The organism is Cribrihabitans neustonicus (assembly GCF_048820895.1).
Taxonomy (GTDB): Bacteria; Pseudomonadota; Alphaproteobacteria; order Rhodobacterales; family Rhodobacteraceae; genus Cribrihabitans_A; species Cribrihabitans_A neustonicus.
In genome coordinates, this window is sequence record NZ_JBMERQ010000015.1 from 20,163 (window position 1) to 46,779 (window position 26,617).

Here is a 26,617-nt window from a genome sequence, read left to right on the forward strand (position 1 = left end):
GGCAGGCCGCCGGAAAAAATCACGGGCCCCTTCCCCCGACTTCTTTGCGAAAAATACTCAATTCCAGGGACCGCGGCAGGCACCGCCCTCAAAACGGCCAGCGCGCCATGCCCCATTCATCTTTCCAAAAATACTCAAATCCAACGCCTGCGGCCGACGGTGCCAGCAGCAGATGGTGCGCCCTCCGCCGCTCTGCGCAGATGCAGACCTGAGTGTGCAGGCCGCAAATCCCTCTCGCCATGGCAGAAGAACCGGCGTAGACCAGCGGCATGTTTAAACCGCTCCCTCTCGACGAGGCCCGCCACCTGCCGCTGTGGCGCCGCCCGGTCACGCTTCTGTTCGTGATGGCGCTGTGCATGCCGATTGCCTTCAACGCCTGGACCGCGCTGCTCAACAACTTCGTGATCGAGGCGGCGCAGTTCGACGGTGCCGACATCGGCCTTCTGCACACGGTTCGGGAAATCCCCGGCTTCCTCGCCGTCGGCGTGATCGCGGTGATCATGATCATGCGCGAGCAGGTGCTGGGCATGGTCTCTCTGATGCTTCTCGGCGCGGCGACGGCGGTCACGGCCTGGTACCCGAGCCTCGGCGGCATCCTCACCATCACCATGCTCAGCTCGATCGGGTTTCACTACTACGAGACGGTGAACCAGTCGCTGCAGCTGCAATGGCTGCCCAAGGAACGCGCGCCGCAGACCCTCGGCTGGCTGGTCGCAGCCGGATCGGCCGCGACGCTGGTGGTCTACGGGCTGATCGTGCTGTTGTGGGAGCCGCTCGATCTCTCCTTCAACGCGGTCTTCATGACGGCGGGCGGGGTCACCACGCTGATCGCGGCCTACTGCCTCTTCGCCTACCCGCAGTTCGAGGCGCCGCATCCCCAGGTTAAAAAGCTGATCCTGCGCCGCCGCTACTGGCTTTACTATGCGCTGCAGTTCATGGCGGGCGCCCGGCGGCAGATCTTTGTGGTCTTCGCGGGCTTCATGATGGTGGAGAAATTCGGCTTCGACGTGCATGAGGTGACGGCGCTGTTCCTGATCAATCTGGTGATCAACATGCTGGCCGCGCCGATGCTCGGCCGCTTTGTCGCCCGCTTCGGCGAGCGCCGGACCCTGGTGTTCGAATACGCCGGGCTCGCCATCGTCTTTGCGGCCTATGGCGGCATCTACTGGTTCGGCTGGGGCGTGGTGCTGGCTGCCGTGCTCTATGTGGTGGACCACGTGCTGTTTGCGCTGGCGCTGGCGCTCAAAACCTATTTCCAGAAAATCGCCGCCCCCGGCGACATTGCTCCGACGGCCGCTGTGGCCTTCACCATCAACCACATCGCGGCGGTGTTCCTGCCGGTGCTGCTGGGGCTTCTCTGGGTGGTCTCGCCGGGCGCGGTGTTTGCGCTGGCGGCGGGGATGGCGCTGATTTCACTGACCTTGGCGCTGCTCATCCCGCGCCACCCGGAACCGGGGAATGAAACCATCTTCTCGAAGTTCGCGGCCCCAGCTCCCGCCGAATAGGCGCGCTTACGCCCGCTTGTACCCGGCCGTGCAGCCGGGCGCCGGCGCGTGCGCACCCTTGACCTGCCGCCCGCCGCGGCCTAGGCGCAGGGCGACATTGACCGGAGAGCCGCCATGCCCACATTCACCGCCCTCACCACCCTGACCGGCAAAGCCCAAGCCGAAGCGCTGGGCGAGGCGATGGAGCGCCTCACCCCCGAGCCCACCGGCATCGGCGTCTTCGAGATGGAGGACGGCTCGGGCCTGTGGGAGGTCGGCGCCTATTTCACCGAAAGCCCGGACGAGGCGGGCCTCGCGCTTCTGGCGGCAATGCATGATGCCAAGCCCTTTGCCGTCTCTGAACTGCCGGAGACCGATTGGGTCGCCCATGTGCGCCGCGAACTGGCGCCGGTGGAGGCCGGGCGCTTCTTCGTCTACGGCAGCCACGATGCCGACAAGCTGCCGGACGGCCGGATCCCGCTGCTGATCGAAGCGGCAATGGCCTTCGGCACCGGCCACCACGGCACCACGCTCGGCTGCCTCAAGGCGCTCGACCACCTGCTGGACCGCGGCTTCAGCGCCGCCAAGGTGGCCGACATCGGTTGCGGCACCGCGGTGCTGGCGATGGCGGCAGCGCGGGTCTGGAACGGCACTTTCCTGGCCAGCGACATCGACCAGGTCGCGGTCGAAGTGGCCGAGGCCAACCTCAAGGCCAACGGCATGGAGGGAGAGGTCACATGCCTCGAGGCTGCGGGCTTCGATCATCCGCGGCTGCAGGGCGAGGCACCTTTCGATCTGATCTTCGCGAACATCCTTAAAGGCCCGCTGGTGGCACTGGCGCCCGAGGTGGCAGCGCATCTGCGGCCCGGCGGCTATGCGATTCTTTCGGGTATATTGAACGAGCAGGCGGATAATGTGATCGCCGTTTATGCACAAAACGGCATCAATTTGGACCGCCGGGAAGAGATTGGCGAATGGACCACCCTTTTGCTCCGCCGGGCCGAGTGAAATAGCTGGGTTTTAGTCGAATTTTCACTATTTGCCTCGAAAGCGCCCCATTCCGGGCCGAGCATGAAGAGACCCGCTGGTGGGGGCCAGTTTGGAGGCTCGGAATGGGCGAAGACCGTCATCAGTTTCAGGCGCGTTTGGCGCAACTCAACCGTAAACATGCCGCGATGGCCCAGGGCTGCAGCACGCAGATGCGTGCTGACGGGCTGATCGTGGTGAAACCCGAGCCGCCGCGGCGCAGGGGCCCTGGCGTCCTGCGCCTGCTGGTGTTCGCCGCTGGGGGCGTTGTGCTGTTCAAGGGCTTGCTGATGGCTGTGCTGGGGCAGGCCACCTATGCCGAGCGCGTCGCTGGCCTGACCAAAGGCAACCTGCTGGAGCAGGCAGGCGCCGTTGTGATGCGGCGCGACCCGCTCTCCGACTATCTCGCAGGAAAAATAATGCCGGTCCTGCGCTGACAGCAATCCTCTGGAGGACCTGGAAGACTTGCTGCAACGTCCTGGAAAATTAGCCTGACGGCCGGATATCCGGGGGGAGAGTCCGGCGGAGCTTCGGGCGGAGCTCCGGGAGGCCATGGGGACAGCAGACCGCAGCAGGGATCAGGAACGGCAGGGCCGCGGACCTTCGGGACCGCGGCCTTTTTCATGTGCAGGTGCACAGCCCTCCCACAAACGTTCTTAGCGCGGAACTGGGCCGAGAAGCCGCCGCGCATCGGGAACTCCCCCATCGCGGCAGCGATTTGCTGAGGATGGGTGCCCTCCTGAAGGAATATACGGGTTTTGCCGGGGATGGGCAGTCCAGCTCTGCCCTGCCGCCTTCGCGCGCGGCAGGCGAGGTGTGGCCTGGTTTCAGGGGGCTGGACGGATCACATGCCCGCCCGCATGGCCTGCGTCCCTGCCAACGGGAAACGTCGCGGACCATACCTGGCCCGCGGCGCTCTCATGCTCGCCCCGAGGGAGGAGGCGGGGCAGAGACGGAACTCTCAGAATACCGGACGGCCCTCGGCCACGGCTTCGATATCGGCGCGCGAGAGGCCGATGTCGGACAGCTCGCGGTCGCTCAGCCCGGACAGCGCCTTGCGGGTCGCGCGGGCGTCGTTCCAAGCGATGAAACCCGTGTAGGCGGACTCGATCAGGGCGCCTGCGCGGCCCAGAAGGCCGGTGGACCCATAGGTGGGGCGGGTGGTGTCAAATGCGGCCATGTCCTGGTCCTCTCGGCTGATGTGGGGGCGCTTTCGTGCGCCGCGATGGCCGGCATTTAGTTGGGCGTATTTCGGCGGGCAAGGGATGAATTTGCATGTGTCCCATGCGAAAAATGCATAGCTCGAACCCTTGTAAATAAGGGCGTTCAGCTCCCCGGACGAAAGGCGCGGAAAATGTCGTTTCCGCCCTGGCCAAGCGTCGGTTTCAGACCGTTCCGGCCGGGTTTTGCTGGCATCGGCGCCGGGGAAAAGCAATTGGACATGTTCGCCTTTTGTGCTATCCGTGGAAAAAATAATTCCCGAACACGGGCAGGGGCCGGGCACATCATGCGGATACTGGGCATTGACCCGGGGTTGCGGAACCTCGGATGGGGGGTGATCGAATCGCAGGGCACCCGGCTGCGCCATGTCGCCAACGGGGTCTGCACCTCGGATGGCGACGATCTGGGCGAACGGCTTTTGTCGCTGCACAACCAGGTGAGCGAGATCATCGAGGCCTTCGCCCCCGATCAGGCCGCGATCGAGCAGACCTTCGTCAACAAGGACGGCGCCGGCACGCTGAAGCTGGGCCAGGCCCGCGGCGTGGCGCTCTTGACGCTGGCCAAGGCCGGGCTGCCGGTGGGCGAATACGCCCCCAACCGAGTGAAGAAGACGGTGGTGGGCGTCGGCCACGCCGAAAAGCAGCAGGTGATGCATATGGTGAAGCTGCAGCTGCCCGGCTGTCTGCCGCAGAATGCCGATGCCGCGGACGCGCTGGCCATCGCGATCTGCCACGCCTATTACGGCGGCACGCAGCAAAGGCAGCTTAAGGAGGCGCGCGCATGATCGGCAAGCTGACCGGACGGATCGACTACCGCACGGCGGACCACGTGATGATTGACGTGCGCGGCGTCGGCTATATCGTCTATTGCTCCGACCGCACCATGGCCGCGCTGCCGGGCGTGGGCGAGGCGGTGGCGCTTTACACCGAAATGGTGGTGCGCGAGGACCTGATGCAGCTCTATGGCTTCACCTCGCTGGTGGAGAAGGAATGGCACCGGCTGCTGACGTCAGTGCAAGGCGTCGGCGCCAAGGTCTCGCTCGCCATCCTCGGCGCGCTAGGGCCGGACGGGGTCAGCCGGGCGATTGCGCTCGGCGACTGGGCCGCGGTGAAGGCGGCTAAGGGGGTCGGCGCCAAGACCGCGCAGCGCATCGTGCTTGACCTCAAGGACAAGGCGCCCGGCGTGATGGCGATGGGCGGCACTGTTGCTGACGCGATGGAAGGGCCGGGGCTCGAGCTGATCGAGGACGCCGAACCCGCGCCCGCCGCCAAGCCCGCCCGCAAGACGCCGCCGAAACAGCCCTCCGGTGCGGCCGCGGCCTCTGCCGGGGCGCTGTCAGCGCTTGGCAACCTCGGCTACGGCCCCTCGGATGCAGCTGCTGCGGTGGCGGAGGCAGCGGCCACTTATCCGGATGCAGACGAGCCGGAACTGATCCGCGCCGCGCTGCGCCTGCTGGCACCGAAGGGATGAGGGGATGGCGCTGACCTTCTGCGACGTACTGAGTGCGGCAGACATGCAATTGGAAAATACAGCGGTCCTGCTGCACAATACGACGCTTCAGCCGCTCAGGCGCAAGCTGCCGTGGCTGGCGGATCGCAAGCCGGATCTGTTCGCCGCTTATCAAAGCGTGCATTCGCCGCAAGCCGAGGCCACCCTGTCCAGCCGGGGCTGGGTGGCCAGTTTCGTCGCGCTTGAGGGAGGGAACATGTTATTTGTGGGCTTCTACCGCAAAGCATCCTCCCGGCGACTGCCTGTTGCGGAGATCTACCAGGACCCAAGGTTTCAGCGGCTGGCCAGTGACTACGGGGCCAGCGATATCGCGCCCGACGTCAATATTGCACGGGGCGGTAATCAGCTTCTCTTCGAATTCGAATTGGCTGACCAGCTTCGTGACCTCAGGGGGCGCATGCAGATCCGCCCCGTTCCAGGACGGCGGTATGTAAGGCTCGCGGAAAACCTCAATGCACCTATTGCCGCCATCAGCCCGGCGCCCCTGTTTGCTCCACCTTGCCCAGGGTGGCGCAATATGATTCTGACAGGCAGCGAGGTGCGGGATTTGCCAGAGGATTGGGCCCGGAAACTGTCTGAGTGGCGCGGGATCTATCTCATCGTCGATCAGACCGACGGAGCACGCTACGTCGGCTCCGCCTACGGCCGAAAGAACTTGCTTGGCCGGTGGCGGGAGCACGCTGCAAGAGAGGCTGGCGTGACGCGTGAATTGGCACTGCGGGATCCCAGGCAATTCCGTTTCTCCATTCTGGAACGGGTGTCGCCTGACATGCCGCTTGATGAAATCGTAACCATTGAGCGGAACTGGATGCACCGGCTGGACACGATCGAGCGAGGTTTGAACACATGATCGACGCCGACCCCGCCCTGCGCCCCGAGCCATTGCCGGAAGACAGCGCTGCGGAGAATGACCGCGCCCTGCGCCCGCAGGGGCTGTCGGAGTTTATTGGCCAAGCGGAGGCCCGCGCCAACCTTAGCGTCTTCATCGAAAGCGCCCGCCGCCGCGGCGAGGCGATGGACCACACGCTGTTCCACGGCCCTCCCGGTCTCGGCAAGACGACGCTGGCGCAGATCGTCGCGCGCGAGCTGGGGGTGAACTTCCGCATGACCTCCGGCCCGGTGCTGGCGAAAGCGGGCGATCTCGCCGCGATCCTCACCAACCTCGAAGCCCGCGACGTGCTGTTCATCGACGAGATCCACCGGCTGAACCCGGCGGTGGAGGAGGTGCTCTACCCGGCGATGGAGGATTTCGAGCTCGACCTGGTGATCGGCGAGGGCCCGGCCGCGCGCACCGTTCGGATCGAGCTGCAGCCCTTCACACTGGTCGGTGCGACCACCCGCATGGGCCTCCTGACAACGCCGCTCAGGGACCGTTTCGGTATTCCGACCCGGCTGCAGTTCTACACCGAGGACGAGCTGTTCGAGATCGTCAGCCGCAATGCCCGCAAGCTCGGCGCCCCAGCCGAGAATGACGGCGCCCGCGAGATCGCGCGGCGCGCACGCGGTACCCCCAGGATCGCCGGGCGGCTCCTGCGTCGCGTGGTGGACTTCGCGGTGGTCGAGGGCGACGGCAGGATCACCCGCGCCCTGGCTGACGGCGCGCTGACACGGCTGGGGGTGGACCAGCTGGGACTCGACGGCGCTGACCGGCGCTACCTGAAATTGATTGCCGAGAATTACGGCGGCGGCCCGGTGGGGATCGAGACGATTTCGGCCGCACTCAGCGAGAGCCGCGATGCGCTGGAGGAGGTGATCGAGCCATATCTCCTGCAGCAGGGTCTGATCCAGCGCACGCCGCGGGGCCGGATGCTGGCACAGAAGGCCTGGACGCACCTGGGTCTGCCGGTGCCGCGCAGCCAGACGGACTTGTTTGGCTGACGCGGGGCGGCAGGCGGCGGGTGGTAGACCTGCAAATACCGTAGAACGTGCGCCCTTACTTAGCGCTGAGTTCCTCAAGTGAACGGTCAATGGGACTGTCGGAAAGCCGCTGTTCCCACAAAAGCCGCCGCCTTCTGATCGCGCCCGCGCGGGACAAGGCCGAAGGCCGCCGCGCATCGCCGGCGCGCGCCCACGCGGCGGCGATTTGGCTGCCGGTTGGCGCTCCCTCTAGAGGGTCTACGGACTTTGCGAACATAAACTCCCAGTTACCACCCTTCGGATCGCCTCCGCGCGCGCCGCCGATGCGCGGCTTGTCTTCTTGGGCGCAGCAGTCCTGACAATGGATCGCAACCACACAATGGATCGCAACCACGGCTCCGTGGCAGATCTGCTGACCACCTAAAGCCGGGTGATGCTGCTCCCGCCCGCCGCGGCGGTATCGCAGATGCCAAGCGCCGGTTGGGCCGCGCCGCGCGCGCGGCGCGGCGGCCGTGCGGCCGCCGGAAGCCGTCTGCGGCGTATCTCGGCGGTTTCGAGCGTCACGCCGGTCTACGCGTGGCGGGGCAGGGCAACTGCGATTCCGGTCCTGTACGGGCTGTCCGGCCCGCAACTGCAGAGCATCCGCCGCCGCCACCGCCCGCGCCGCGCAAGCGGCGCGCGGCCCAAGGCCGCCAGAGGTGCTGGCGCAGCTAGGCACCCGCGGGCGCGGGAGCGCTTCCTCTGCCTTTGCGCCGCGCCCGCGCTCCTGCCGCCCCCTTGCCGCCGCGGCCCTCAGGCGGCATAGGAGGGGCAGCAGCAAGGAGACCCCGCATGACCGCCCGCAAACCGGACCCTTCCGCCGCCGCCGCCATCCCTGGGGCCCAAGCCGCGCCAGACCCCGCGTCCCCCGCGCTCAGCCCGGAACAGATCGAGGCGCTGTTCACACGCGCCGACGGCTCTTATGCCTTTGCCCGCTGGGGCCGCCCCATCGCGCCGATCGTCTTCGGGGTCGAGGACGCCACCCTCACCATCGTCAAGGGCGCGCTGGAGGCGGTGGCCACGCTGGCGGGCCACCAGATGGCCGAGACCGACCCGCAGCTGGGCGCAAACCTGATGTTCTTCTTCTTCCGCGAGTGGGACGAGCTGCTCGAGGTGCCGGACCTCGGCCGGATGATCCCAGGGCTCGAGCCGCTGGTGGCAAAGCTCACGGCGGCGGATGCGAGCCAGTACCGCGCCTTCCGCTTCGATGATGACGGCGCGATCCAGGCCGCCTTCGTGTTCCTGCGGATGAAGGGCGCAATGGCCGAGGTGCCGGCAGAGACGCTGGCGCTCACCCAGGCGGTGCAGGTGTTACTGATGTGGGGCGACCGCGCCTTTGCCGAGACCTCTCCGCTCGCCGTGCTGCCCGAGAGCGGCGCCACCATCCTGCGGCCCGAGATCGCGGGCGTGATCGCCGCCGCCTATGACCGGATGATGCCGGTGGCGGCCAATGACAAGTCCCACGCCCTGCGCCTGTTTGCCCGCCTGCAGGCGCCGCCCCCGCAAGGCTGATGCGCGCCTTTGCCGCCCTCAAGCTGCCGGATGCGGCCCTCGACGCGCTGGAGCGCGCGCAGGAGGGGCTGACCGTGGGGAGGCTGATGCCTGCGGAGAACCTGCACCTGACGCTGGCCTTCCTGGACGACCAGCCCGAGGCTGTGCTGGAAGCGCTGCACCAGGAACTTTCGGAGATCCGCGCCGCGCCGGTCGACCTCAGCTTCCAGGGGCTCGACACCTTCGGCGGCCGCCACCCGCGCGTTCTGCTCGCCAAGGCCGCGCCGACGCCGGAGCTGACCGCGCTGCGCGCCCGGGTCCTCTCGGCCTGCCGCGCGGCGGAGATCCTGCCCGACCGCGCCCGCTTCCGCCCGCATGTGACGCTCGCCCGCTTCCCGGGCCACCTGGAGGCGGGGCAGGTGGAGAAGATCGGCCGCTTTCTCGAACGCGGCGCGGGCTTCCGCCATGACTGCCGGGTCGAGAGCTTTGCCCTGTTCCGCTCCACGCTTTCCCCCGAAGGCGCGCGCCATGATGTGCTGGCGGAGTATGAGCTGAGCGGCTAAGGGGAGGGCAGGCGCCCGCGCCCCATCGGGTGCCCGGCATGCAGGCAGGGAGGAAGCAGATGAGCCACGAATTCCCCATCCGGGTCTACTACGAGGACACCGACATGGGCGGCATCGTCTACCACGCCAACTACCTGCGCTTCATCGAGCGCGCCCGCAGCGACTGGGTGCGCGGCATCGGCGCCGATCAGAACGCGATGCGCGAGGCCGGGCTGGTCTACGTGGTGCATCGGATCGAGGCCGACTACCTCGCCCCCGCCCGGTTCGACGAGGAGCTCACCGTCGCCACGCAAATTGCTCAGGTCACGCCCGCGCGGATGCTGCTGGACCAGGAGGTGCGCCGCGCGGGCCAGCCCCTGTTCCGCGCCAAGGTCACCATCGTCTGCATGACGCTGGAGGGCCGGCCCGCCCGCCTGCCGGCAGAGATTCGCGCATTGCGGTGACATTCGGCGCCGCTCCGCCTGTTTTGTTGGCCTTGCCCGTTGAAACGCGCTAGCCTCTGGCCAAATAACGCCGGACAACCGGCCGGGAAATGATAGAGCAGGCGAATGGAAGCAGAAACTCTGGCGCTGGCACAGGAGATTGATTTCTCCATGTGGGGGCTTTTCGCGCGGGCCACCATTACCGTGAAACTGGTGATGCTGATGCTGATCGGGGCCTCTATCTGGTCCTGGGCCATCATCCTCCAGAAGATCATCAACTACCGCAAAGCGCGCCGCGAGGCCGACAGTTTCGACCGCGCCTTCTGGTCCGGCGAGCCGCTGGACGGGCTTTACGAGAAGCTCGGGCCCCAGCCCGGCGGCCACGCGGCGCGGGTCTTTGCCGCGGGCATGACCGAGTGGCGGCGCAGCCACCGCAGCGACGGCGGGCTGATCCCCGGCGCGCAGGCGCGCATCGACCGCTCGATGGACGTGGCGATTGCCAAGGAAAGCGAAGGGCTGCAAAGCGGCCTCTCGGTGCTGGCAACCGTCGGCTCAACCGCGCCCTTCGTGGGCCTCTTCGGCACCGTCTGGGGCATCATGACCGCCTTCATCGAGATCGCCGAGCAGCAGAACACCAACCTCGCCGTGGTGGCGCCGGGCATCGCCGAGGCGCTCTTGGCCACCGGCCTGGGCCTGCTGGCGGCGATCCCCGCGGTGATTTTCTACAACAAGCTGAGCGCGGACAGCGACCGCATCATCGGCGGCTACGAGGCCTTCGCCGACGAGTTTGCCACCATCCTCAGCCGCCAGCTGGATTCCTGAGCGATGGGCGCCTCCGTCCAGCAACCCGCAGCAGGCGGCAACCGCCGCCGGGGCCGCCGCCGCAGCCGCGTGCGGGCGATGTCGGAGATCAACGTGACGCCTTTCGTGGACGTCATGCTGGTGCTTCTGATCATCTTCATGGTGGCGGCGCCGCTGATGACCGTGGGCGTGCCGGTGGAGCTGCCGAAGACCGCCGCGGGCGCGCTGCCGGGCGATGACGAGGAGCCGCTCACCGTGACCATGACCGCGGGCGGCGGGGTCGAGATCCAGACCACGCCGGTTGCCCGCGAGGAGCTGGTGACCCGGCTGCGCGCCATTGCGGCCGAGCGCGAGTCGAACCGCGTCTACCTGCGCGCCGATGGCAATATCGCCTATGCCGACGTGATGCAGGTGATGGGCGCGCTCAATGCCGGCGGTTTCTCCAACGTGGGTCTGGTGACGGACACCGGCGGCCCGGCGCTAGACGGTACACCTGCCGCCGCCCTGGGGCAGTAGGCGGGGGCCGGGCGGTTGCAGACCGGAACCAAGATCTCTGTAGCCGGCCACGCGGTGCTGGTGGGCTGGGCCGTGTTCGGCGCCTGGTTCCCCTCCGAGCCGCTGCCGTTCAAGGTGCAGGAAGTGGCGCTGATCTCCGCGCAGGAGTTCGAGCGGCTGAGCCAGCAGCGCCAGGCGCCGCAGATCACCGACGCGCCAGCAGCCCTCGCGGAACCGGATAGCAGCGGGCAGGCGCCCGCGCCCGCGGCGCAGGCCGACACCAGCCCCGAGACTGTGACGCCGAAGCCTGTCGCCCCTTCCGAGCCCGATCCGCAGGTCTCCGCCCGTCCGCAGCAGCGCCCCGAACCGCAGGTGCCGCAAACGCCGCCCGCGGTGCCGGACGCGCCCGAATCCACCGCTCTGGTACCGGATGTAGCACCCGAGGCGCAGCAGCGCCCGGTCGACCGGGTCGCGCCGCAGCCGGTGGCACCGCCGGAACCCGACACCGAAGTGGCGGATGCTGTGCGCGAGGAAGTCGCCCCGGAGGAGGGCGCCGAGACCGAGCGCGAGGTGCAGGAGGCCGCCGCACCCGAGGCCGCCGCCGACCGCATCGTGACCGAAGAGAACGAGGGTGAGGCCGAGGTCGCGCTTGCCGCCCCCGAGGTCTCCAAGCGTCCGCGCACGCGCCCCTCCCGCCCCCGGGAGGTGGAGCCCGAGCCGGAAGCCGCTGCCGCCGCCGTACCGCAGGCGGAGGATAAGCCCGTGCCTGAGCCGGAACCCGCGCCCAAACCGGCCGCCAAGCCCGAGCCGGAGAAAAAACCCGCAGCGCCCGAGCAGGTCGAATCCGCCGCCGTCGAGGACGCGCTGGCCGAGGCGCTGGCGGGCGGGCAGGAGGCGGATGTGACCGCGCCGGAACCCTCCGGCCCGCCGCTCACCCACGGAGAGAAGGACGCTTTGAGGGTCGAGGTCTCGCGCTGCTGGAACGTCGGCTCGCTTTCGACCGACGCGCTGAAGACTACCGTGGTCGTTACCGTCTCGCTGGCGCAGAACGGCACGCCGGACGTTGGCTCGATCCGGATGCTGTCGAGCAGCGGCGGCTCCGCTGCGGCGGCGAAACAGGCCTATGAGGCAGCGCGCCGGGCCATCATCCGCTGCGGCGCCCAGGGCTTCAGCCTGCCGCCCGAGAAATACGCGCAATGGCGCGACATCGAAATGACATTCAACCCCGAAAGGATGCGAATCAAATGAGGCACTTTCTCTCCGCTCTCCTGATCGGCGCTTCGGCCCTTGCCGCCACCGGCCCCGCTCTCGCGCAGGACGGCCCGCTTCGCATCGAGATCGATCAGGGCGTGATCGAACCCTTGCCCTATGCGGTGCCGGACTTCCTGCCGGAAACCCCCGCCGCCGCGCAATACGCCGCCGATATCGCCCGCGTGGTCGCCTCCGACCTCAGCGGCACCGGCCTGTTCCGCGAGGTGCCCAAGAGCGCGCATATTTCCGAGGTCACCTCCTTTGATGCGCCGGTAAAATACGCCGATTGGAAGGCGGTGAACGCGCAGGCGCTGATCACCGGCGCAGTCAGCGTGAACGGCAGCCAGCTCACCGTGCGCTTCCGCGGCTATGACGTCTTTTCCGAGAAGGAGCTCGGCACCGGGCTGCAGTTCACCGGCACCACCGAGGGCTGGCGCCGCATGGCGCACAAAGTGGCCGATGCGATCTACAGCCGGATCACCGGCGAGGGCGGCTATTTCGACAGCCGCGTGGTCTATGTCTCGGAAACCGGCCCCAAGAACGACCGCCGCAAACGCTTGGCGATCATGGATTACGATGGCGCTAATGTGCAGTACCTGACCAACAGCGCCTCCATCGTGCTGGCGCCGCGCTTCTCGCCCCAGGGTGACCGGGTGCTCTACACAAGCTACGAAAGCGGCTTCCCGCAGATCCACGTGCTCGACGTGGGCAGCGTGCAGCGCCGGGTGCTGTCCAGCGGCGAGGGGACGATGAGCTTTGCCCCGCGCTTTGCACCGGACGGGCGCACCGTGGTCTATTCGCAGACCCAGGGCGGCAATACCGACCTCTTCACAATGGATCTCTCCACCGGCCAGCGCACCCGGCTGACCTCCGCGCCCTCAATCGAGACTGCGCCCTCTTTCTCGCCCGATGGCAGCCAGATCGTCTTTGAAAGCGACCGCTCCGGCAATCAGCAGCTTTACGTGATGCCCGCAAGCGGCGGCGAGGCGCAGCGGATCAGCTTTGGCAAGGGCCGCTACGGTACCCCGGTCTGGTCGCCGCGCGGCGACATGATCGCCTTCACCAAGCAGAATCAGGGCCGCTTCCACATCGGCGTGATGCGCACCGACGGCAGCGAGGAACGCCTGCTCACCGCCTCCTTTCTTGACGAGGGCCCGACCTGGGCGCCCAACGGCCGGGTGATCATGTTCACCCGCGAAAGCCAGGGTAGCAGCGGCCGTGCAATGCTCTATTCGGTGGACATCACCGGGCGCAACCTGAAGCCGGTGCGCACCCCGGACGGGGCCTCCGACCCGGCGTGGTCGCCGCTGCAGCCCTGAAGGGCAGGCGGCGGCCTCATCCGCCATAGCACCGGGCCCGGGGGTATGTTAGCGTCGGGCCAATAAACGCAAAGGAATAGGCTGAAAACATGAGCGGTTTGAAGACAGCAACGGCGGTTGCCCTGATGCTGGGCCTCGCGGCCTGCAGCAACTCGCCCTGGAACGACACTTTGAACGGTGCCGGTGCCGGTGCGGGAGCCGGGGGCGGCGCGGGAGCCGGGATCGGCACCGGGGCGCTGGACCCGGCAAGTCCGGCCTACTTCCGCGAAACTGTCGGCGACCGGGTACTGTTTGCGGTGGACCAGTCCACGCTCTCTCCCGCTGCCGAAGGAACCCTGCGGGGTCAGGCCCGCTGGCTCAGCGCCAATCCCGATTACGCGGTCACCATCGAAGGCCACGCTGACGAGCAGGGCACGCGTGAGTACAACCTCGCCCTTGGAGCGCGCCGCGCCAACTCCGCGCGCGAGTTCCTGATTTCGCAGGGCATTGCCGCGAGCCGCATACAGGTGGTGAGCTACGGCAAGGAACGCCCGATCGAGATCTGCTCGGAAGAAGCCTGCTATGCCAAGAACCGCCGCGCGGTCACCGTGCTGGCCGGCGGGCTGACGGGGTAAGACGATGCGGAGACTGCGCGCCGCGCTCCTGGCCTCCTGCACGCTGGTGCCCCTGGCACTGCCGCTGGCGGCGCAGGAGCAGCCCAATCCGCAGACCTTGGCCGACGTCCGCCAGGAGCTGACGGTCCTGCATGTGGAAATCCAGCGTTTGAAGCGGGAGCTGTCGACCACCGGCGCGCCTTCGGCTGCAGTAACCGGCGATTCGGTGCTGGACCGGGTTGCCGCGATCGAGGCCGAGCTGCAGCGGCTCACCGCGCAGACCGAGCAGCTCACCCACCGCATTGACCGCATTGTAACCGACGGCACCAACCGGATTGGCGACCTCGAGTTCCGCCTGGTGGAGCTGGAAGGCGGCGACCTCGGCGCACTGGGGGAAACCACCACGCTGGGCGGCGGTGCGCTGCCGCCCGCCGCAGGCGCGGCTGGCGCCGGTACCGGAGCAGAAACCGCAGCGGAGGCCGCTGGCACTCTGGGCCTCGGCGCTGATGCCGGCAGCGAGCCTGCGCCCTCCGGCGAGCTGGCGATTGGCGAGAAAGCCGATTTCGACGCTGCCGAGCAGCTCTTGCAGGCGGGCAGCTACCAGGAAGCAGCGGAGAAGTTCGCCGCCTTCAATCAGGCCTATCCTGGCAGCCCTCTGGCCGCCGCCGCCGACTTTAACCGCGGCAAGGCGCTTGATGGGCTGGGCGACACCAAGGAAGCGGCGCGGGCCTATCTCGCGGCCTTCTCGGCCAATCCTGGCGGGCCGGACGCAGCCAAGGCGCTTTTCGAGCTCGGGGCGGCGCTGGGACGGCTGGGACAGACCGAACAGGCCTGCGTCACGCTCGCCGAGGTTGGCGCCCGCTTCCCCGGCAGCGCCCCGCAAGGCCCCGCCGAAGCCGAGATGGCCAAGCTGGGATGTACCTGAGCGGCGGAGATAGCAGCCTCCACGCAGCGGTGCGGGACCAGTTCCGCTCCGCCCTGCCGCCCCGCCTCGGCATCGCGCTCTCCGGCGGCGGCGATTCGATGGCGCTGATGCACCTTCTGCATGAGTGTTTCGCGGATGCGGGCGTCAGCTTGCATGCCGCCACCGTCGACCACGGTCTGAGGCCCGGCTCCGCGGCTGAAGCGCAAGCGGCCGCCGCCGCCGCCGCCGCGCTCGGCATTCCCCATCAGACATTGCACTGGCAGGAGGGCCCCGGCCCGGGCAACCTGCAGGACCAGGCGCGGGAGGCGCGCTACCGGCTGCTCACGGCCTGGGCGCGCGAGAACGCGATCCCTGTTCTGACACTTGGCCATACCGCCGACGACCAGGCCGAAACCGTGCTGATGCGGCTGAGCCGCGCCGCCGGTGTCAGTGGCCTTTCCGGCATGCCGGTACGGCGCACCCAGGACGGGGTCACTCTCCTGCGCCCGCTTCTCGGCATCAGCCGCGCGCAGCTGCGCAGCTACCTTGAGGTGCGCGGCCTCTCCTGGAGCGACGACCCCTCGAACGAGGATCCCAGGTTCGAGCGGGTTCGGATGCGCCAGGCGCTGGCGGCGCTGGACACTCTGGGGCTGACTGTCAAGGCGCTGGCGGCGGTGGCGCAGAACATGGCCAAAGCGCGCGATGCGCTGGACTGGTACGTCTTCCTCGCTGCCCGCGACCTTGCCTGCATCGAAGCGGGCGCCGTGGCGATGAGCCAGCGCAAGTTCCGCACCCTGCCGGACGAAATCGGCCACCGGCTGCTGGTGCGCTCGCTGCAATGGGTCTCGGGCAACCGTTACCCGCCGCGGCGGGGGCCGATGCTTGCTGCCGCAGCCACCGCGCGCAAGGGCGGCTCTGCGACGCTGGCGGGCTGCCGGGTGATTGCAGGCGCACGCCAGGTCTGGGTGTGCCGCGAATACAACGCCGTCAGCCGCACGGTTGCGCAGCCGGGCGGGCTTTGGGACGGGCGCTGGCAGGTTTATGGAGGCGATGCAAAGGGTTGCGAGCTGCGCGCCCTGGGCCCGGAAGGGCTGAAGCTGTGCCCCGGCTGGCGCGGCACCGGCGTGCCGGGCCCGGTTCTGGAGGCAACTCCGGCGGTCTGGCGCGGTGCCGAATTGGTGGCGGCCCCGGTGGCCGGGCTGGCCGATGGCTGGACCGCGGCAGCGGCGGGCAGCGAAGAAGACTTCTTCGCATCCCTTTTATCGCATTGAACCTGCCCGAATGATCCTTATTTTAGGCGTAACGCAGGCGGCCTCCGCGGTGCGCCTAAATGATTGGGAGAACTTTCCTTGGGCAATGCACGTAATATCGCCTTCTGGGTCGTTCTGTTTCTGCTGATTCTGGCGCTGTTCAATTTGTTCAGCGGTTCCGGCAGCACGATGCAGAGCCGCGAACGCACTTTCTCGGATTTTGTCGCTTCGGTGGAAACCGGCAACGTCAAGACCGTGACCCTGGACGGCGAACAGGTCCGCTACACGACCTCGGACGGACAGAACTATGTCACCATCAAACCCGGCGACGCCGAGGTCACCTCGCTGCTGATCGAGAACAACATCCCGGTCCGGGCTGAGAAGCAGCAGCAGTCGGGCTTCCAGTCCTTCCTGATCACCCTGCTGCCCTTCCTCCTGCTGATCGGTGTCTGGATCTACTTCATGAACCGGATGCAGGGCGGCGGCAAAGGCGGCGCAATGGGGTTCGGCAAGTCCAAGGCTAAGATGCTGACCGAGAAGCACGGCCGCGTCACATTTGACGATGTTGCCGGCATCGACGAGGCCAAGGAAGAGCTCGAGGAAATCGTCGAGTTCCTGCGCAACCCGCAGAAATTCTCCCGTCTCGGGGGCAAGATTCCCAAGGGGGCGCTGCTGGTGGGCCCGCCGGGCACCGGTAAGACGCTGCTTGCCCGCGCCATCGCGGGTGAAGCGGGCGTGCCGTTCTTCACCATCTCCGGCTCCGACTTTGTCGAAATGTTCGTCGGCGTCGGCGCAAGCCGGGTGCGCGACATGTTCGAACAGGCCAAGAAGAACGCGCCCTGCATCGTCTTCATCGACGAAATCGACGCCGTCGGCCGCCACCGCGGCGCCGGTTATGGCGGCGGCAACGACGAGCGCGAGCAGACCCTGAACCAGCTGCTGGTGGAAATGGACGGCTTCGAGGCCAACGAAGGCGTCATTATCCTCGCCGCCACCAACCGGAAGGACGTGCTGGACCCGGCTCTGCTGCGCCCCGGCCGCTTTGACCGCCAGGTCACCGTGGGCAATCCGGACATCAAGGGCCGCGAGAAGATCCTGGGCGTGCACGCCCGCAAGACCCCGCTGGGTCCGGACGTGGACCTGCGCATCATTGCCCGCGGCACCCCTGGTTTCTCGGGCGCGGATCTCGCCAACCTGGTCAACGAGGCCGCCTTGATGGCCGCCCGTGTCGGCCGCCGCTTCGTAACCATGGAGGATTTCGAGTCCGCCAAGGATAAGGTGATGATGGGGGCCGAGCGCCGCTCGATGGTGCTGACCCAGGATCAGAAGGAAAAGACCGCCTACCACGAAGCAGGCCATGCCGTTGTCGGTCTGGTGCTGCCGGAGTGCGACCCGGTCTACAAGGCCACCATCATCCCGCGCGGCGGCGCGCTGGGGATGGTGGTCAGCCTGCCGGAGATGGACCGGCTGAACTGGCACAAGGATGAGTGCGAGCAGAAGCTGGCGATGACCATGGCGGGCAAGGCCGCCGAAATCATCAAGTACGGCGAAGGCCACGTCTCCAACGGCCCGGCCGGCGATATCCAGCAGGCCAGCCAGCTGGCCCGCGCCATGGTGATGCGCTGGGGCATGTCCGAAAAGGTCGGCAACATAGACTATGCCGAAGCTCATGAGGGCTATTCCGGCAACACCGCAGGCTTTTCGGTCTCGGCCCACACCAAGGAGCTGATCGAGGGCGAGGTGAAGCGCCTGATCCAGGAAGGCTATGAGCGCGCCTATCAGATCCTGATGGAGCACAAGGAAGAGTGGGAACGCCTGGCCCAGGGCCTCTTGGAGTACGAAACCCTCACCGGCGACGAGATCAAGCGCGTGATGAACGGCGAGCCGCCGCAAGCGGGCGAGGACGACGACAACGATGAGGATGAAGGCACCGCCTCGGTGACTGCGATTCCCAAGGCAAAGCCGAAGAAAACCCCGCCCGGCGGAGGTCTGGAGCCCGAGCCTTCGGCCTGAACCGGGCGTGTTATGAACGATAGGGGAGCCGCAGGAAACTGCGGCTCTTTTTCTTATGGGACACACTGATGTGTCCCGGCCACCTGCAGGGAAAAAATCTCTCCGGGAGGATTGAAAGCCACAGGGTGGCGCGCCTATGTACCCCTCCTGTCACGAAGACGCAGGGGATTGCTGTGGCCGTTCACAAGACGAATATGTCCGGGTTGGACAGCCAAGCCCGCGCGGGCGCGTTCAACCAGCCATTGTTGCCCGCGCAAGCGGTTTTCGCGGCGCTTGCGGCGCTGATTGCAGCCGCCGCGCTCTGGGCGGCGGCAACTGGCTATGACACTCTCCCGGACGGACTGCATGAAGACGGCCCGGTGGAGAAAGCCTCTGCCGTGCTGTGGGGCGGCAGCGCCCTGATCGCACTCTATTTCCTGCCGCTGGATCGTCTGGGCGCCTGGTGGCAGGTCCCGGCGGCCTTTGCTTTCCTCGGCGCGCGGGAACTGGACTTCGACAAGCGCTTCCTGACCGAAGGCATTCTGCAGATGCGTCTTTACACAGGGGACGCGCCGGTCTGGGAGAAGGCCGTCGGCCTGGCCGTTATCGCCGCGATCCTGGTCACTTTCATCCGCCTCCTGCGCCTCGGCGGCCCTCAGTTCCTGCAGGCATTGAAGGCGGGCACGGCCTGGGCCTGGGCCACTGCTGGCGGACTGGTTCTGGCCGTTGCCTCGAAATCGCTGGACGGGATTGACCGGAAGCTCGACGATTTCGGCATCGAGGTCAGCGCCGCCGTGGTCGAATGGGCCTTCGTGAGTGAGGAGCTGATGGAGCTTATGTGCGCCGCGCTGCTGGTGTGGGCCATCTGCCTCGGCGCCGCGCGCTTGCGGGCTGCGGCGCACAACTGATCATTGCAGCAGGACAGGGATTGGGCGACTGTGCGGCCGGAACAGACTGCCGGAGGCCATATCCATGCCTGTATTGCGCCAAACCGATTACATTGCCAGGATCACCTGGCTGGGCCAGGCTCCGGCCGGGGAGGGGCTGCGCTCCAGACCGGCGGACCAGCTGGAGATCGGCTTTGACGGGCTGGCTGGCGCGCGCCACCAGGGCGGCACAGCGCCCTCCTGCAGCCGGGTAAAGAATCTGCACCCAAGGGGCACCGAGATCCGCAACAGCCGCCAGCTCAGCCTGCTGTCGGCGGAGGAGCTGGCGCAGATCGCAGCCCGGATGGAGCTTGGCGCGCTCGACCCTGCGCTGGTAGGCGCCAATATCGTGCTCGGCGGCATCCCGGATTTCTCCCGCGTGCCGCCCGGCGCCCGGTTGCAGGCCCCGGATGGCGCCACCCTCACCGTGAATCTGGAAAACCGTCCCTGCGTGCTGCCCGCGCGGGAGATCGAAGCGGAGCATCCGGGCTTCGGCGCCCGCTTCAAGCCGGCCGCGGAGCACCGCCGGGGAATCACTGCCTGGGTGGAGCGTCCGGGCTGCCTGAGGCTGGGGCAATCGCTGGGTCTCTTCGTGCCGGACCAGCCCGCCTGGGCCCCCTGAGTCTCCGCCTTGGGGGCTCTCGGGTTTCCGATGCGTCACCCAAGACACCGCCCGCCGCGTGCCTACGCCGCTTCGGGGCAGGATAATGTCGGAAATCACGCGCGCCAAATGCCGCATAATGGCTAAGTCTACGGCTAAACCGGCATCTGGGCCGGCGATCGTATGCTAACTCACAGGGATCAGGCCATGAGCTACAAGAGTGACATCGAGATTGCCCGCGAGGCAAACAAGAAGCCGATTCAGGAGATCGGCGCGAAGATCGGGATTTCCAGCGACGACCTGCTGCCCTATGGCCACGACAAAGCAAAAGTGTCGCAATCCTTCATCAACTCAGTGCAGGAGCGCGAGGACGGCAAGCTGATCCTGGTGACCGCGATCAACCCGACGCCCGCGGGCGAAGGCAAGACCACCACCACCGTGGGTCTTGGCGACGGCCTGAACCGGATCGGCAAGAACGCAATGATCTGTATCCGCGAGGCCTCGCTCGGGCCGAACTTCGGCATGAAGGGCGGCGCGGCTGGCGGCGGTTATGCCCAGATCGTGCCGATGGAGGAGATGAACCTCCACTTCACCGGCGACTTCCACGCCATCACCTCGGCGCATTCGCTCTTGTCGGCAATGATCGACAACCACATCTACTGGGGCAACGAGTGCGAAATCGACACCCGCCGCGTCGCCTGGCGCCGCGTCGTCGATATGAACGACCGCGCGCTGCGCCAGATCACTGCCTCCCTCGGCGGCGTTTCCAACGGCTTCCCGCGCGAAACCGGCTTTGACATCACCGTGGCCTCGGAAGTGATGGCGATCCTGTGCCTCGCGACCGACCTCAAGGATCTGGAAAAGCGCCTCGGCGACATCATCGTGGCCTACCGCCGCGACAAGACTCCGGTCTACTGCCGCGACATCAAGGCCGAAGGCGCGATGACCGTGCTGCTGAAAGACGCGATGCAGCCGAACCTGGTGCAGACGCTGGAAAACAACCCGGCCTTCGTGCACGGCGGCCCGTTTGCCAACATCGCGCACGGCTGCAACTCGGTGATCGCAACCAAGACCGCCCTGAAAGTCGCCGACTACGTGGTGACCGAGGCAGGCTTCGGCGCCGACCTCGGTGCCGAGAAGTTCATGAACATCAAGTGCCGCAAGGCGGGCATCGCGCCGTCGGCGGTGGTGCTGGTGGCCACCGTGCGCGCGATGAAGATGAACGGCGGCGTCGCCAAGGCCGACCTTGGGGCCGAAAACGTTGACGCCGTGCACAACGGCTGCGCCAACCTCGGCCGCCACATCGAGAACGTGAAGTCCTTCGGGGTTCCGGTGGTGGTCGCGATCAACCACTTCGTCACCGACACCGACGCCGAGGTGCAGGCGGTGAAGGACTACTGCGCCACCCACGGCGTCGAAGCGGTGCTGTCGCGGCACTGGGAACTGGGCTCGGAAGGCTCGGCGGAGCTGGCGCAGAAAGTGGTTGCCCTGGCCGACTCCGGCAGCGCCAACTTCTCGCCGATCTACCCCGACGAGATGCCGCTGTTCGAAAAGATCGAAACCATCGCCAAGCGCATCTACCGCGCCGACGAGGTGCTGGCCGATGCCAAGATCCGCAACCAGCTGAAGGAATGGGAAGCCGCGGGCTACGGCAGCCTGCCGGTCTGCATGGCGAAGACCCAGTACTCCTTCTCCACCGACCCGTCCCTGCGCGGCGCGCCCGTGGGCCACTCGGTGCCGGTGCGTGAAGTGCGGCTCTCGGCCGGTGCGGGCTTCATCGTGGTGGTCTGCGGCGAGATCATGACCATGCCCGGCCTGCCGCGCACCCCGGCGGCAGAGAACATCCGCCTCAACGCGGATGGCCAGATCGAAGGGCTGTTCTGAGCCGGAAGGCATTCACAACGCGGCGGCCCGGGGTATCCCCCCGGGCCGTTGCAGGTTAGGACGGGGCAGCGCCCGGATGGCGGCCGGATGGCGGCAAGACAGCGGAAGGAAAAGACAGCGATGGCGGCAGAACTGATTGACGGCAAGGCCTTTGCGGCCGAAGTGCGCGGCCAGGTGGCCGAACATGTGGCACGGCTGAAGGCGGAGCACGGGCTCACCCCCGGCCTCGCGGTGGTGCTGGTGGGCGAGGATCCCGCGTCCCAGGTCTACGTGCGCTCCAAGGGCAAGAGCACGGTTGAAGCGGGGATGAACTCCTTCGAGCACAAACTCGATGCGGACACCTCCGAGGCAGACCTGCTGGCGCTGATCGAAAAGCTGAACGCCGACCCGGCGGTTCACGGCATCCTGGTGCAGCTGCCGCTGCCCTCCCACATGGACGAGTCGCAGGTGATCAACACCATTGCGCCGGAAAAGGACGTCGACGGATTTCATATCTCCAACGTCGGGCTCCTGGGCACCGGGCAGAAGTCGATGGTGCCCTGCACGCCGCTCGGCTGCCTGATGATGCTGCGCGCTTATCACGGCTCGCTCTCGGGCAAGGAGGCGGTGGTGATCGGCCGTTCGAACATCGTCGGCAAGCCGATGGCGCAATTGCTGCTGGGCGACAGCTGCACCGTGACCATCGCGCACTCACGCACCAGGGACCTGCCCGAAGTTGTGCGCCGCGCCGATATCGTGGTCGCCGCGGTGGGCCGGCCCGAGATGGTGCCGGGCGACTGGATCAAGGAAGGCGCCACGGTGATCGACGTCGGTATCAACCGCATTCCGGCGCCCGAGAAGGGCGAGGGCAAGACCCGGCTGGCGGGCGACGTGGACTTCGCCTCCGTCTCCGAGCGCGCGGGCGCCATCACTCCGGTGCCGGGCGGCGTCGGCCCGATGACCATAGCCTGCCTGCTTGCCAATACGCTCACCGCCTGCTGCCGCGCCAACGGGCTGCCGGAGCCCGAGGGGCTGACGGCCTGAGGCCGCAGAACCGCTGACCGGTTGCAACTGCTCCCGCTGGATGCCTCCGGCGGGAGTATTTGCGGCAAGATGACAGGGCAGGGCCGGCGCCCGTATCCTCCGGGATCAGGCCGGAACGGGGACCATCGTACCCTGCAGGACGGCGATCAGCTTCTCCTCGCCCGCACTCAGCGCATGCACCTCGGCGGAGACCACCACCAGGCGGCGGCCCGGTTTCAGCACGCGTCCGGTGGCGCGCAGCCGCTCGCCCGCACCGGGGGCAAGCAGGTTGATCTTGATCTCGGCGGTCATCACCTCCTGATCCGCGGGCATCACCGTGAGCGCGGCATAGCCTGCGGCGGTGTCGCCTAGCGCAAAGCTCAGCGCCGCATGGGCCACGTCATGCTGCTGACGGCTGCCGGGCAGGATCGGCGCACCGATCACCACCTGGCCCTCGCTGACGCGCTCCAGCCCGGCGCCGAAGGTCTGCATCATGCTCTGGCGGGCAAAGCTTTCGCGGATACGGGTGTCGATGTCGGTGTGTGGGGCGGTCATGCGCGGCTCTCCTGATACTTGGCCTTACCATAGGACAGTTCCGCCCTGTCGCGCGCGTGACGCTGCGCCATTCAGCGCGGCATCGGCATCGCCAGGGGGCGCGGCCCGGTCAAGACCGCCAGCGCCCGCGGCCCCATCAGCCCCGCCAGCACCGGCGCGCTGGTATAGAGCCCGCCGGTATAGGTGCCGAAGGCGGGCAGGATCAGCCGCGCCTCATCCACGAGAAACGCCGGGCGCACGGTGCCGCGCAGCCGCGCCTTGGGGTGGTAATGGCCCGAGACCTCTCCCTGCGCATCCCGCGCGGCGATATGGCGGAAGGTGAGCGGGCCAAGCGCCAGTTCACCCGCGTGCTCACCGCCGAAACAGGGCGGCGCGGGATCATGATTCCCCTCGATCCAGATCCAGCGGCGGTCCTGCATCAGCGCCAGGAGCTGCTGCCGCTCTGCCTCGGGCAGGGCATGGGCGGCGGCGTCATCATCGAAACTGTCGCCGAGGCAGATCACGCAGGCGGCCCGGGTCTGCTCAAGGGCGGCCGCAAGCCGCATCAGCGTGTCGCGGGTCTCGTAGGGCGGCAGGGCGCTGCCGCCGCGCCGGGCGTGGCGCTCGGCCTTGCCGAGGTGCAGATCGGAAACGCAGAGCGTCTGCGCCTCGGCCCACCACAGAGCGCCGGAGCCCAGCGCAGTGAGCTGGGCGCCGCAGAAGGAAAACTCGTAACCTGTCATCCTGCGGTCTTTAGCCGAAGCGGCGGGCGGCGCAAGGGGCGCGCTGCGGCAGACGGCCTCCGGCCGGCGATCAGGCGAGCTGCGCAAGCCCCGATTCGCGCATCAGGGTTTCGGTCTCGCGCAGCAGGAGCTTCTCCTCGGCCGCGCCCTTAACCGGCACCCGGCCGGTTTCAAGAAGCATCGGCGCGGCCAGCGGCGGCACCCGCTCCAGCCGCCTGAGTGTGATGCGGCCGCCCACGCGCTCCATCATCTCCTCGATCCGGGCGAAATCCACCAGCCCGCGCAGGGCCTCCTGCCGGGTGATCTCCAGCAGCAGGTGGCCGGGGTCGTATTTCCGTAGCGTGTCATAGAGGATATCGGAGGAAAACGTGGCCTGCCGCCCGTTCTTGCGGGCGCCCGGCGTGTTCCTCTCGATCAGCCCGGCAATAGTGGCGGCGGCGCGGAAGGAGCGTTTCATCACCGCATTGCCCGCAAGCCAGCCTTCAAGCCCGTCCCGGAGCGCGCCGATCTCGAACAGCGGCGCCGGGTCGGTCCATTCCTCAAGTCCCCAGATCAGCGTTGCGTAGTCGGTCGCGACAAAACCCAGGGGATCGCGGCCAAGCGCCTCCATCCGCTTGGTCAGCAGCAGGCCCAGCGTCTGCTGCGCGTTGCGTCCGGCAAAGCCGTAGATGCAGCCGTGTTCGCGCCCCTCATGCGGGAAGCTTTCAATCAGCAGATGGCCTGCGCGGGGCAGTTCCGAAATCTCCCGCTGCAGCGCCAGCCAGTCCGCGGTATGGCGGGGCAGGTTCGGCCAGCTGTCCTGGCCAAGCAGGTCCAGCACGCGGGCGCTCAGCTGGGTGGAGGTGGCGAACTTAGTACCCGAGAACACCGCGATCTTGGGTTTGCGCGAGGCATTGCGGGAAACTTCCACCGTGGTTTCGCGCAGGCCTTCGTAACGCACCACACGGCCGCCGATGAGAAAGGTGTCGCCGGGGGTCAGGGTGGCGGCAAAGGCTTCCTCCACCTCGCCCAGGGGCTTGCCGCCGCGGCCGTGCTTGAGGCGGACCTTGAGGAGGTCGGAATCCTGGATCGTGCCGATGTTCATGCGGATGCGGGCGGCGGCGCGCGGGTCGCGCAGCTTCCAGCGGCCATCGGGACACTGCAGCAGCCGCTGCCAGCGGTCGTAGGCTTTCAGCGCGTAGCCGCCGGTGGCGCAGAAATCGAGGCAGGCGTCAAAGCCCGCGCGGCTGAGGTTTGCATAGGCGCCTGCTGTGGTGACCTCCGCATAAAGCGCGTCCGCGTCGAAGGGCCCGGCGCAGGCGGTAATGAGAATGTGCTGGCAGAGCACGTCGAGCGGGCCGGGTCCCCGGGGCTCGCCGTCCAGATCGCCCGCGCGCACCGCTTCCAGCGCGGCGCGGCATTCGACCACCTCGAAGCGGTTGGCCGGCACCAGGAGTGCATTGGAAGGCGCATTGTAACGGTGGTTGGCACGGCCGATGCGCTGCACCAGCCGTTTCACGTTCTTCGGGGCGCCGATCTGGATCACCAGGTCGACGTCGCCCCAGTCGATGCCGAGGTCGAGCGAGCCGGTGCAGACAATGGCGCGCAGCTCGCCGCGCACCATCGCCCCCTCGACCCGCTCTCGCTGGACCCGGTCGAGCGAGCCGTGGTGGATGCCAATGGGCAGCGCCTCGTCATTGGCCAGCCACAGGTTGTGGAAGAAGATCTCCGCCTGGGCGCGGGTGTTGTGGAAGATCAGCGTGGTCTTGTGGGCCTTCACTTGCTCCAGCACCGCGGGGATCGCATAGGCCGCGCCGCCTCCGGCCCAGGGCGGAGCCTCCTCGGTTTCCAGCATGCGGATGTCGGGGGCGGGGCCGGGGTCGGCTTCCAGAACCGAGCAGCGGTCCGGGTGGCGGGCGAGGGTGGCGGCGATGGTCTGCGGGTCCTCCACCGTGGCCGAGAGCCCGACCCTTCGCAGGCCGGGGCAGAGCGTCTGCAGCCGCGCGAGCGCCAGCATCAGCTGATCGCCCCGCTTGCTTTCCGCAAGCGCGTGGATCTCGTCCACGATCACGCGGCGAAGGCCCTTGAAGGTGCGTGCAGCGTCTTCGTAGGAGGTGAGAAGCGCGAGGCTTTCGGGCGTGGTCAGCAGGATATGCGGCGGGTCCGCGCGCTGGCGCTTCTTGCGGCTGGAAGGCGTGTCGCCGGTGCGGTCGTCGATGCGGATGGGCAGGCCCATTTCCTCCACCGGGGTGCGCAGGTTGCGCTTGATGTCGGCGGCCAGCGCCTTCAGCGGCGAGACATAGAGCGTGTGCAGCCCCTGGTGGCTGCCATCGGCCAGTTCGGCCAGCGTCGGCAGGAAGCCCGCCATCGTCTTGCCGCCGCCGGTGGGGGCGATCAGCAGGGTGGCAGGGTCCTTGGCGCGCGCCAGCATCTCCTGCTGGTGCGGGTGGATCGACCAGCCGCGGCGGGTGAACCAGGACTGGATGGCGTCGGGGAGTGTGCTCATCCGTCCCATGTAGGCACTGCTGCAAAACTTTTCCAAAAGTTTTGGCCGCGTTCCGGCAGGCCGCCGGGCCGAAGGAACCGTGGGGCCAACTGCCCCCTAGCGCGGGACAAGGCCAAAGGCCGCCGCGCATCGCCGGCGCGCCCCCACGCGGCGGCGATTTAGCTGAGGCTGGCGGTCCCTCGGGAAGGTCTACGGACTGGGCAGGGATAAACTGCCAGCCATGCC

General features: G+C 67.5%; 27 protein-coding genes. 22 read left to right on the plus strand and 5 right to left on the minus strand.

The window, feature by feature from the left end:
- Positions 1-88 precede the first annotated feature (88 nt).
- A complete protein-coding gene (locus tag ACOHWE_RS18385) occupies positions 89-271 on the minus strand; it encodes a hypothetical protein (protein ID WP_420668189.1) in 183 nt (60 codons plus the stop codon).
- On the opposite strand from ACOHWE_RS18385, the gene ACOHWE_RS18390 reads away from it, so the two are divergent.
- The 3 genes from ACOHWE_RS18390 (at position 270) to ACOHWE_RS18400 (ending at position 2,947) form a co-directional block, all read left to right on the plus strand.
- The gene (locus ACOHWE_RS18390; protein ID WP_420668190.1) at positions 270-1,505 is read left to right on the plus strand and encodes an MFS transporter; all 1,236 of its coding nucleotides are present in this window, start codon (positions 270-272) and stop codon (positions 1,503-1,505) included. The two genes, ACOHWE_RS18385 and ACOHWE_RS18390, sit on opposite strands and share 2 nt — an antisense overlap.
- Before the next feature lie 114 nt (positions 1,506-1,619).
- Entirely contained in the window at positions 1,620-2,492 is an 873-nt protein-coding gene (locus tag ACOHWE_RS18395) for a 50S ribosomal protein L11 methyltransferase (protein ID WP_420668191.1), read from the plus strand.
- A gap of 104 nt (positions 2,493-2,596) precedes the next feature.
- A complete protein-coding gene (locus ACOHWE_RS18400) occupies positions 2,597-2,947 on the plus strand; it encodes a hypothetical protein (RefSeq protein ID WP_420668192.1) in 351 nt (116 codons plus the stop codon).
- A gap of 524 nt (positions 2,948-3,471) precedes the next feature.
- On the opposite strand, the gene ACOHWE_RS18405 is transcribed toward ACOHWE_RS18400, so the two are convergent.
- Positions 3,472-3,690, minus strand: coding sequence for a DUF1127 domain-containing protein (locus ACOHWE_RS18405; protein WP_420668193.1), 219 nt, complete (start codon positions 3,688-3,690; stop codon positions 3,472-3,474).
- A 327-nt stretch (positions 3,691-4,017) separates the two neighbouring features.
- Here ACOHWE_RS18405 and ruvC point away from each other — a divergent pair, with 327 nt between their 5' ends.
- From ruvC to folD, 19 genes are all read left to right on the plus strand, one after another.
- The gene (ruvC, locus tag ACOHWE_RS18410) at positions 4,018-4,515 is read left to right on the plus strand and encodes a crossover junction endodeoxyribonuclease RuvC (protein WP_420668194.1); all 498 of its coding nucleotides are present in this window, start codon (positions 4,018-4,020) and stop codon (positions 4,513-4,515) included.
- On the plus strand, positions 4,512-5,201 hold the full coding sequence (gene ruvA, locus ACOHWE_RS18415) for a Holliday junction branch migration protein RuvA (RefSeq protein WP_420668195.1): 690 nt from the start codon (positions 4,512-4,514) through the stop codon (positions 5,199-5,201). Before ruvC ends, ruvA begins: the two co-directional genes overlap by 4 nt.
- A 4-nt stretch (positions 5,202-5,205) precedes the next feature.
- On the plus strand, positions 5,206-6,090 hold the full coding sequence (locus ACOHWE_RS18420) for a GIY-YIG nuclease family protein (protein WP_420668196.1): 885 nt from the start codon (positions 5,206-5,208) through the stop codon (positions 6,088-6,090).
- Complete coding sequence (gene ruvB / locus ACOHWE_RS18425) at positions 6,087-7,118, plus strand: Holliday junction branch migration DNA helicase RuvB (protein ID WP_420668197.1); 1,032 nt, start codon at positions 6,087-6,089, stop codon at positions 7,116-7,118. Before ACOHWE_RS18420 ends, ruvB begins: the two co-directional genes overlap by 4 nt.
- Positions 7,119-7,928: 810 nt before the next feature.
- Entirely contained in the window at positions 7,929-8,648 is a 720-nt protein-coding gene (locus tag ACOHWE_RS18430) for a hypothetical protein (protein WP_420668198.1), read from the plus strand.
- On the plus strand, positions 8,648-9,190 hold the full coding sequence (gene thpR / locus ACOHWE_RS18435; RefSeq protein WP_420668199.1) for an RNA 2',3'-cyclic phosphodiesterase: 543 nt from the start codon (positions 8,648-8,650) through the stop codon (positions 9,188-9,190). Before ACOHWE_RS18430 ends, thpR begins: the two co-directional genes overlap by 1 nt.
- Positions 9,191-9,249: 59 nt before the next feature.
- Positions 9,250-9,633, plus strand: coding sequence for a tol-pal system-associated acyl-CoA thioesterase (ybgC, locus tag ACOHWE_RS18440; protein ID WP_420668200.1), 384 nt, complete (start codon positions 9,250-9,252; stop codon positions 9,631-9,633).
- Positions 9,634-9,738: 105 nt separating this feature from the next.
- The gene (gene tolQ / locus ACOHWE_RS18445) at positions 9,739-10,434 is read left to right on the plus strand and encodes a protein TolQ (protein WP_420668201.1); all 696 of its coding nucleotides are present in this window, start codon (positions 9,739-9,741) and stop codon (positions 10,432-10,434) included.
- A 3-nt stretch (positions 10,435-10,437) separates the two neighbouring features.
- Positions 10,438-10,929 carry a protein TolR gene (gene tolR / locus ACOHWE_RS18450; RefSeq protein ID WP_420668202.1) on the plus strand — a complete coding sequence of 164 codons (492 nt, stop codon included), beginning with the start codon at positions 10,438-10,440 and terminating at the stop codon, positions 10,927-10,929.
- A 15-nt stretch (positions 10,930-10,944) separates the two neighbouring features.
- Complete coding sequence (locus ACOHWE_RS18455) at positions 10,945-12,156, plus strand: energy transducer TonB (protein ID WP_420668203.1); 1,212 nt, start codon at positions 10,945-10,947, stop codon at positions 12,154-12,156.
- Complete coding sequence (tolB, locus tag ACOHWE_RS18460; RefSeq protein ID WP_420668204.1) at positions 12,153-13,478, plus strand: Tol-Pal system beta propeller repeat protein TolB; 1,326 nt, start codon at positions 12,153-12,155, stop codon at positions 13,476-13,478. The genes ACOHWE_RS18455 and tolB overlap by 4 nt, the downstream gene beginning before the upstream one ends.
- 89 nt (positions 13,479-13,567) lie before the next feature.
- On the plus strand, positions 13,568-14,092 hold the full coding sequence (pal, locus tag ACOHWE_RS18465; RefSeq protein ID WP_420668205.1) for a peptidoglycan-associated lipoprotein Pal: 525 nt from the start codon (positions 13,568-13,570) through the stop codon (positions 14,090-14,092).
- 4 nt (positions 14,093-14,096) lie between these two features.
- A complete protein-coding gene (gene ybgF / locus ACOHWE_RS18470; protein WP_420668206.1) occupies positions 14,097-14,996 on the plus strand; it encodes a tol-pal system protein YbgF in 900 nt (299 codons plus the stop codon).
- Entirely contained in the window at positions 14,987-16,246 is a 1,260-nt protein-coding gene (tilS, locus tag ACOHWE_RS18475) for a tRNA lysidine(34) synthetase TilS (protein WP_420668207.1), read from the plus strand. The genes ybgF and tilS overlap by 10 nt, the downstream gene beginning before the upstream one ends.
- A 78-nt stretch (positions 16,247-16,324) precedes the next feature.
- Positions 16,325-18,238: an ATP-dependent zinc metalloprotease FtsH gene (gene ftsH, locus ACOHWE_RS18480; RefSeq protein WP_420668208.1), complete on the plus strand. Its 1,914-nt coding sequence runs from the start codon at positions 16,325-16,327 to the stop codon at positions 18,236-18,238.
- A 194-nt stretch (positions 18,239-18,432) separates the two neighbouring features.
- Entirely contained in the window at positions 18,433-19,125 is a 693-nt protein-coding gene (locus tag ACOHWE_RS18485; RefSeq protein WP_420668209.1) for a hypothetical protein, read from the plus strand.
- Positions 19,126-19,189: 64 nt separating this feature from the next.
- On the plus strand, positions 19,190-19,765 hold the full coding sequence (locus ACOHWE_RS18490; protein ID WP_420668210.1) for an MOSC domain-containing protein: 576 nt from the start codon (positions 19,190-19,192) through the stop codon (positions 19,763-19,765).
- A 186-nt stretch (positions 19,766-19,951) separates the two neighbouring features.
- Entirely contained in the window at positions 19,952-21,628 is a 1,677-nt protein-coding gene (locus tag ACOHWE_RS18495; RefSeq protein WP_420668211.1) for a formate--tetrahydrofolate ligase, read from the plus strand.
- Positions 21,629-21,748: 120 nt separating this feature from the next.
- Complete coding sequence (gene folD, locus ACOHWE_RS18500; protein WP_420668212.1) at positions 21,749-22,651, plus strand: bifunctional methylenetetrahydrofolate dehydrogenase/methenyltetrahydrofolate cyclohydrolase FolD; 903 nt, start codon at positions 21,749-21,751, stop codon at positions 22,649-22,651.
- A gap of 105 nt (positions 22,652-22,756) precedes the next feature.
- On the opposite strand, the gene ACOHWE_RS18505 is transcribed toward folD, so the two are convergent.
- From ACOHWE_RS18505 to ACOHWE_RS18515, 3 genes are all read right to left on the minus strand, one after another.
- Positions 22,757-23,185 (minus strand): PaaI family thioesterase, encoded by a 429-nt coding sequence (locus ACOHWE_RS18505; RefSeq protein ID WP_420668213.1) that lies wholly within the window; start codon positions 23,183-23,185, stop codon positions 22,757-22,759.
- 71 nt (positions 23,186-23,256) lie between these two features.
- A complete protein-coding gene (gene pdeM, locus ACOHWE_RS18510) occupies positions 23,257-23,907 on the minus strand; it encodes a ligase-associated DNA damage response endonuclease PdeM (protein WP_420668214.1) in 651 nt (216 codons plus the stop codon).
- Between the two features lie 70 nt (positions 23,908-23,977).
- The gene (locus ACOHWE_RS18515) at positions 23,978-26,392 is read right to left on the minus strand and encodes a ligase-associated DNA damage response DEXH box helicase (protein WP_420668215.1); all 2,415 of its coding nucleotides are present in this window, start codon (positions 26,390-26,392) and stop codon (positions 23,978-23,980) included.
- Positions 26,393-26,617 lie beyond the last annotated feature (225 nt).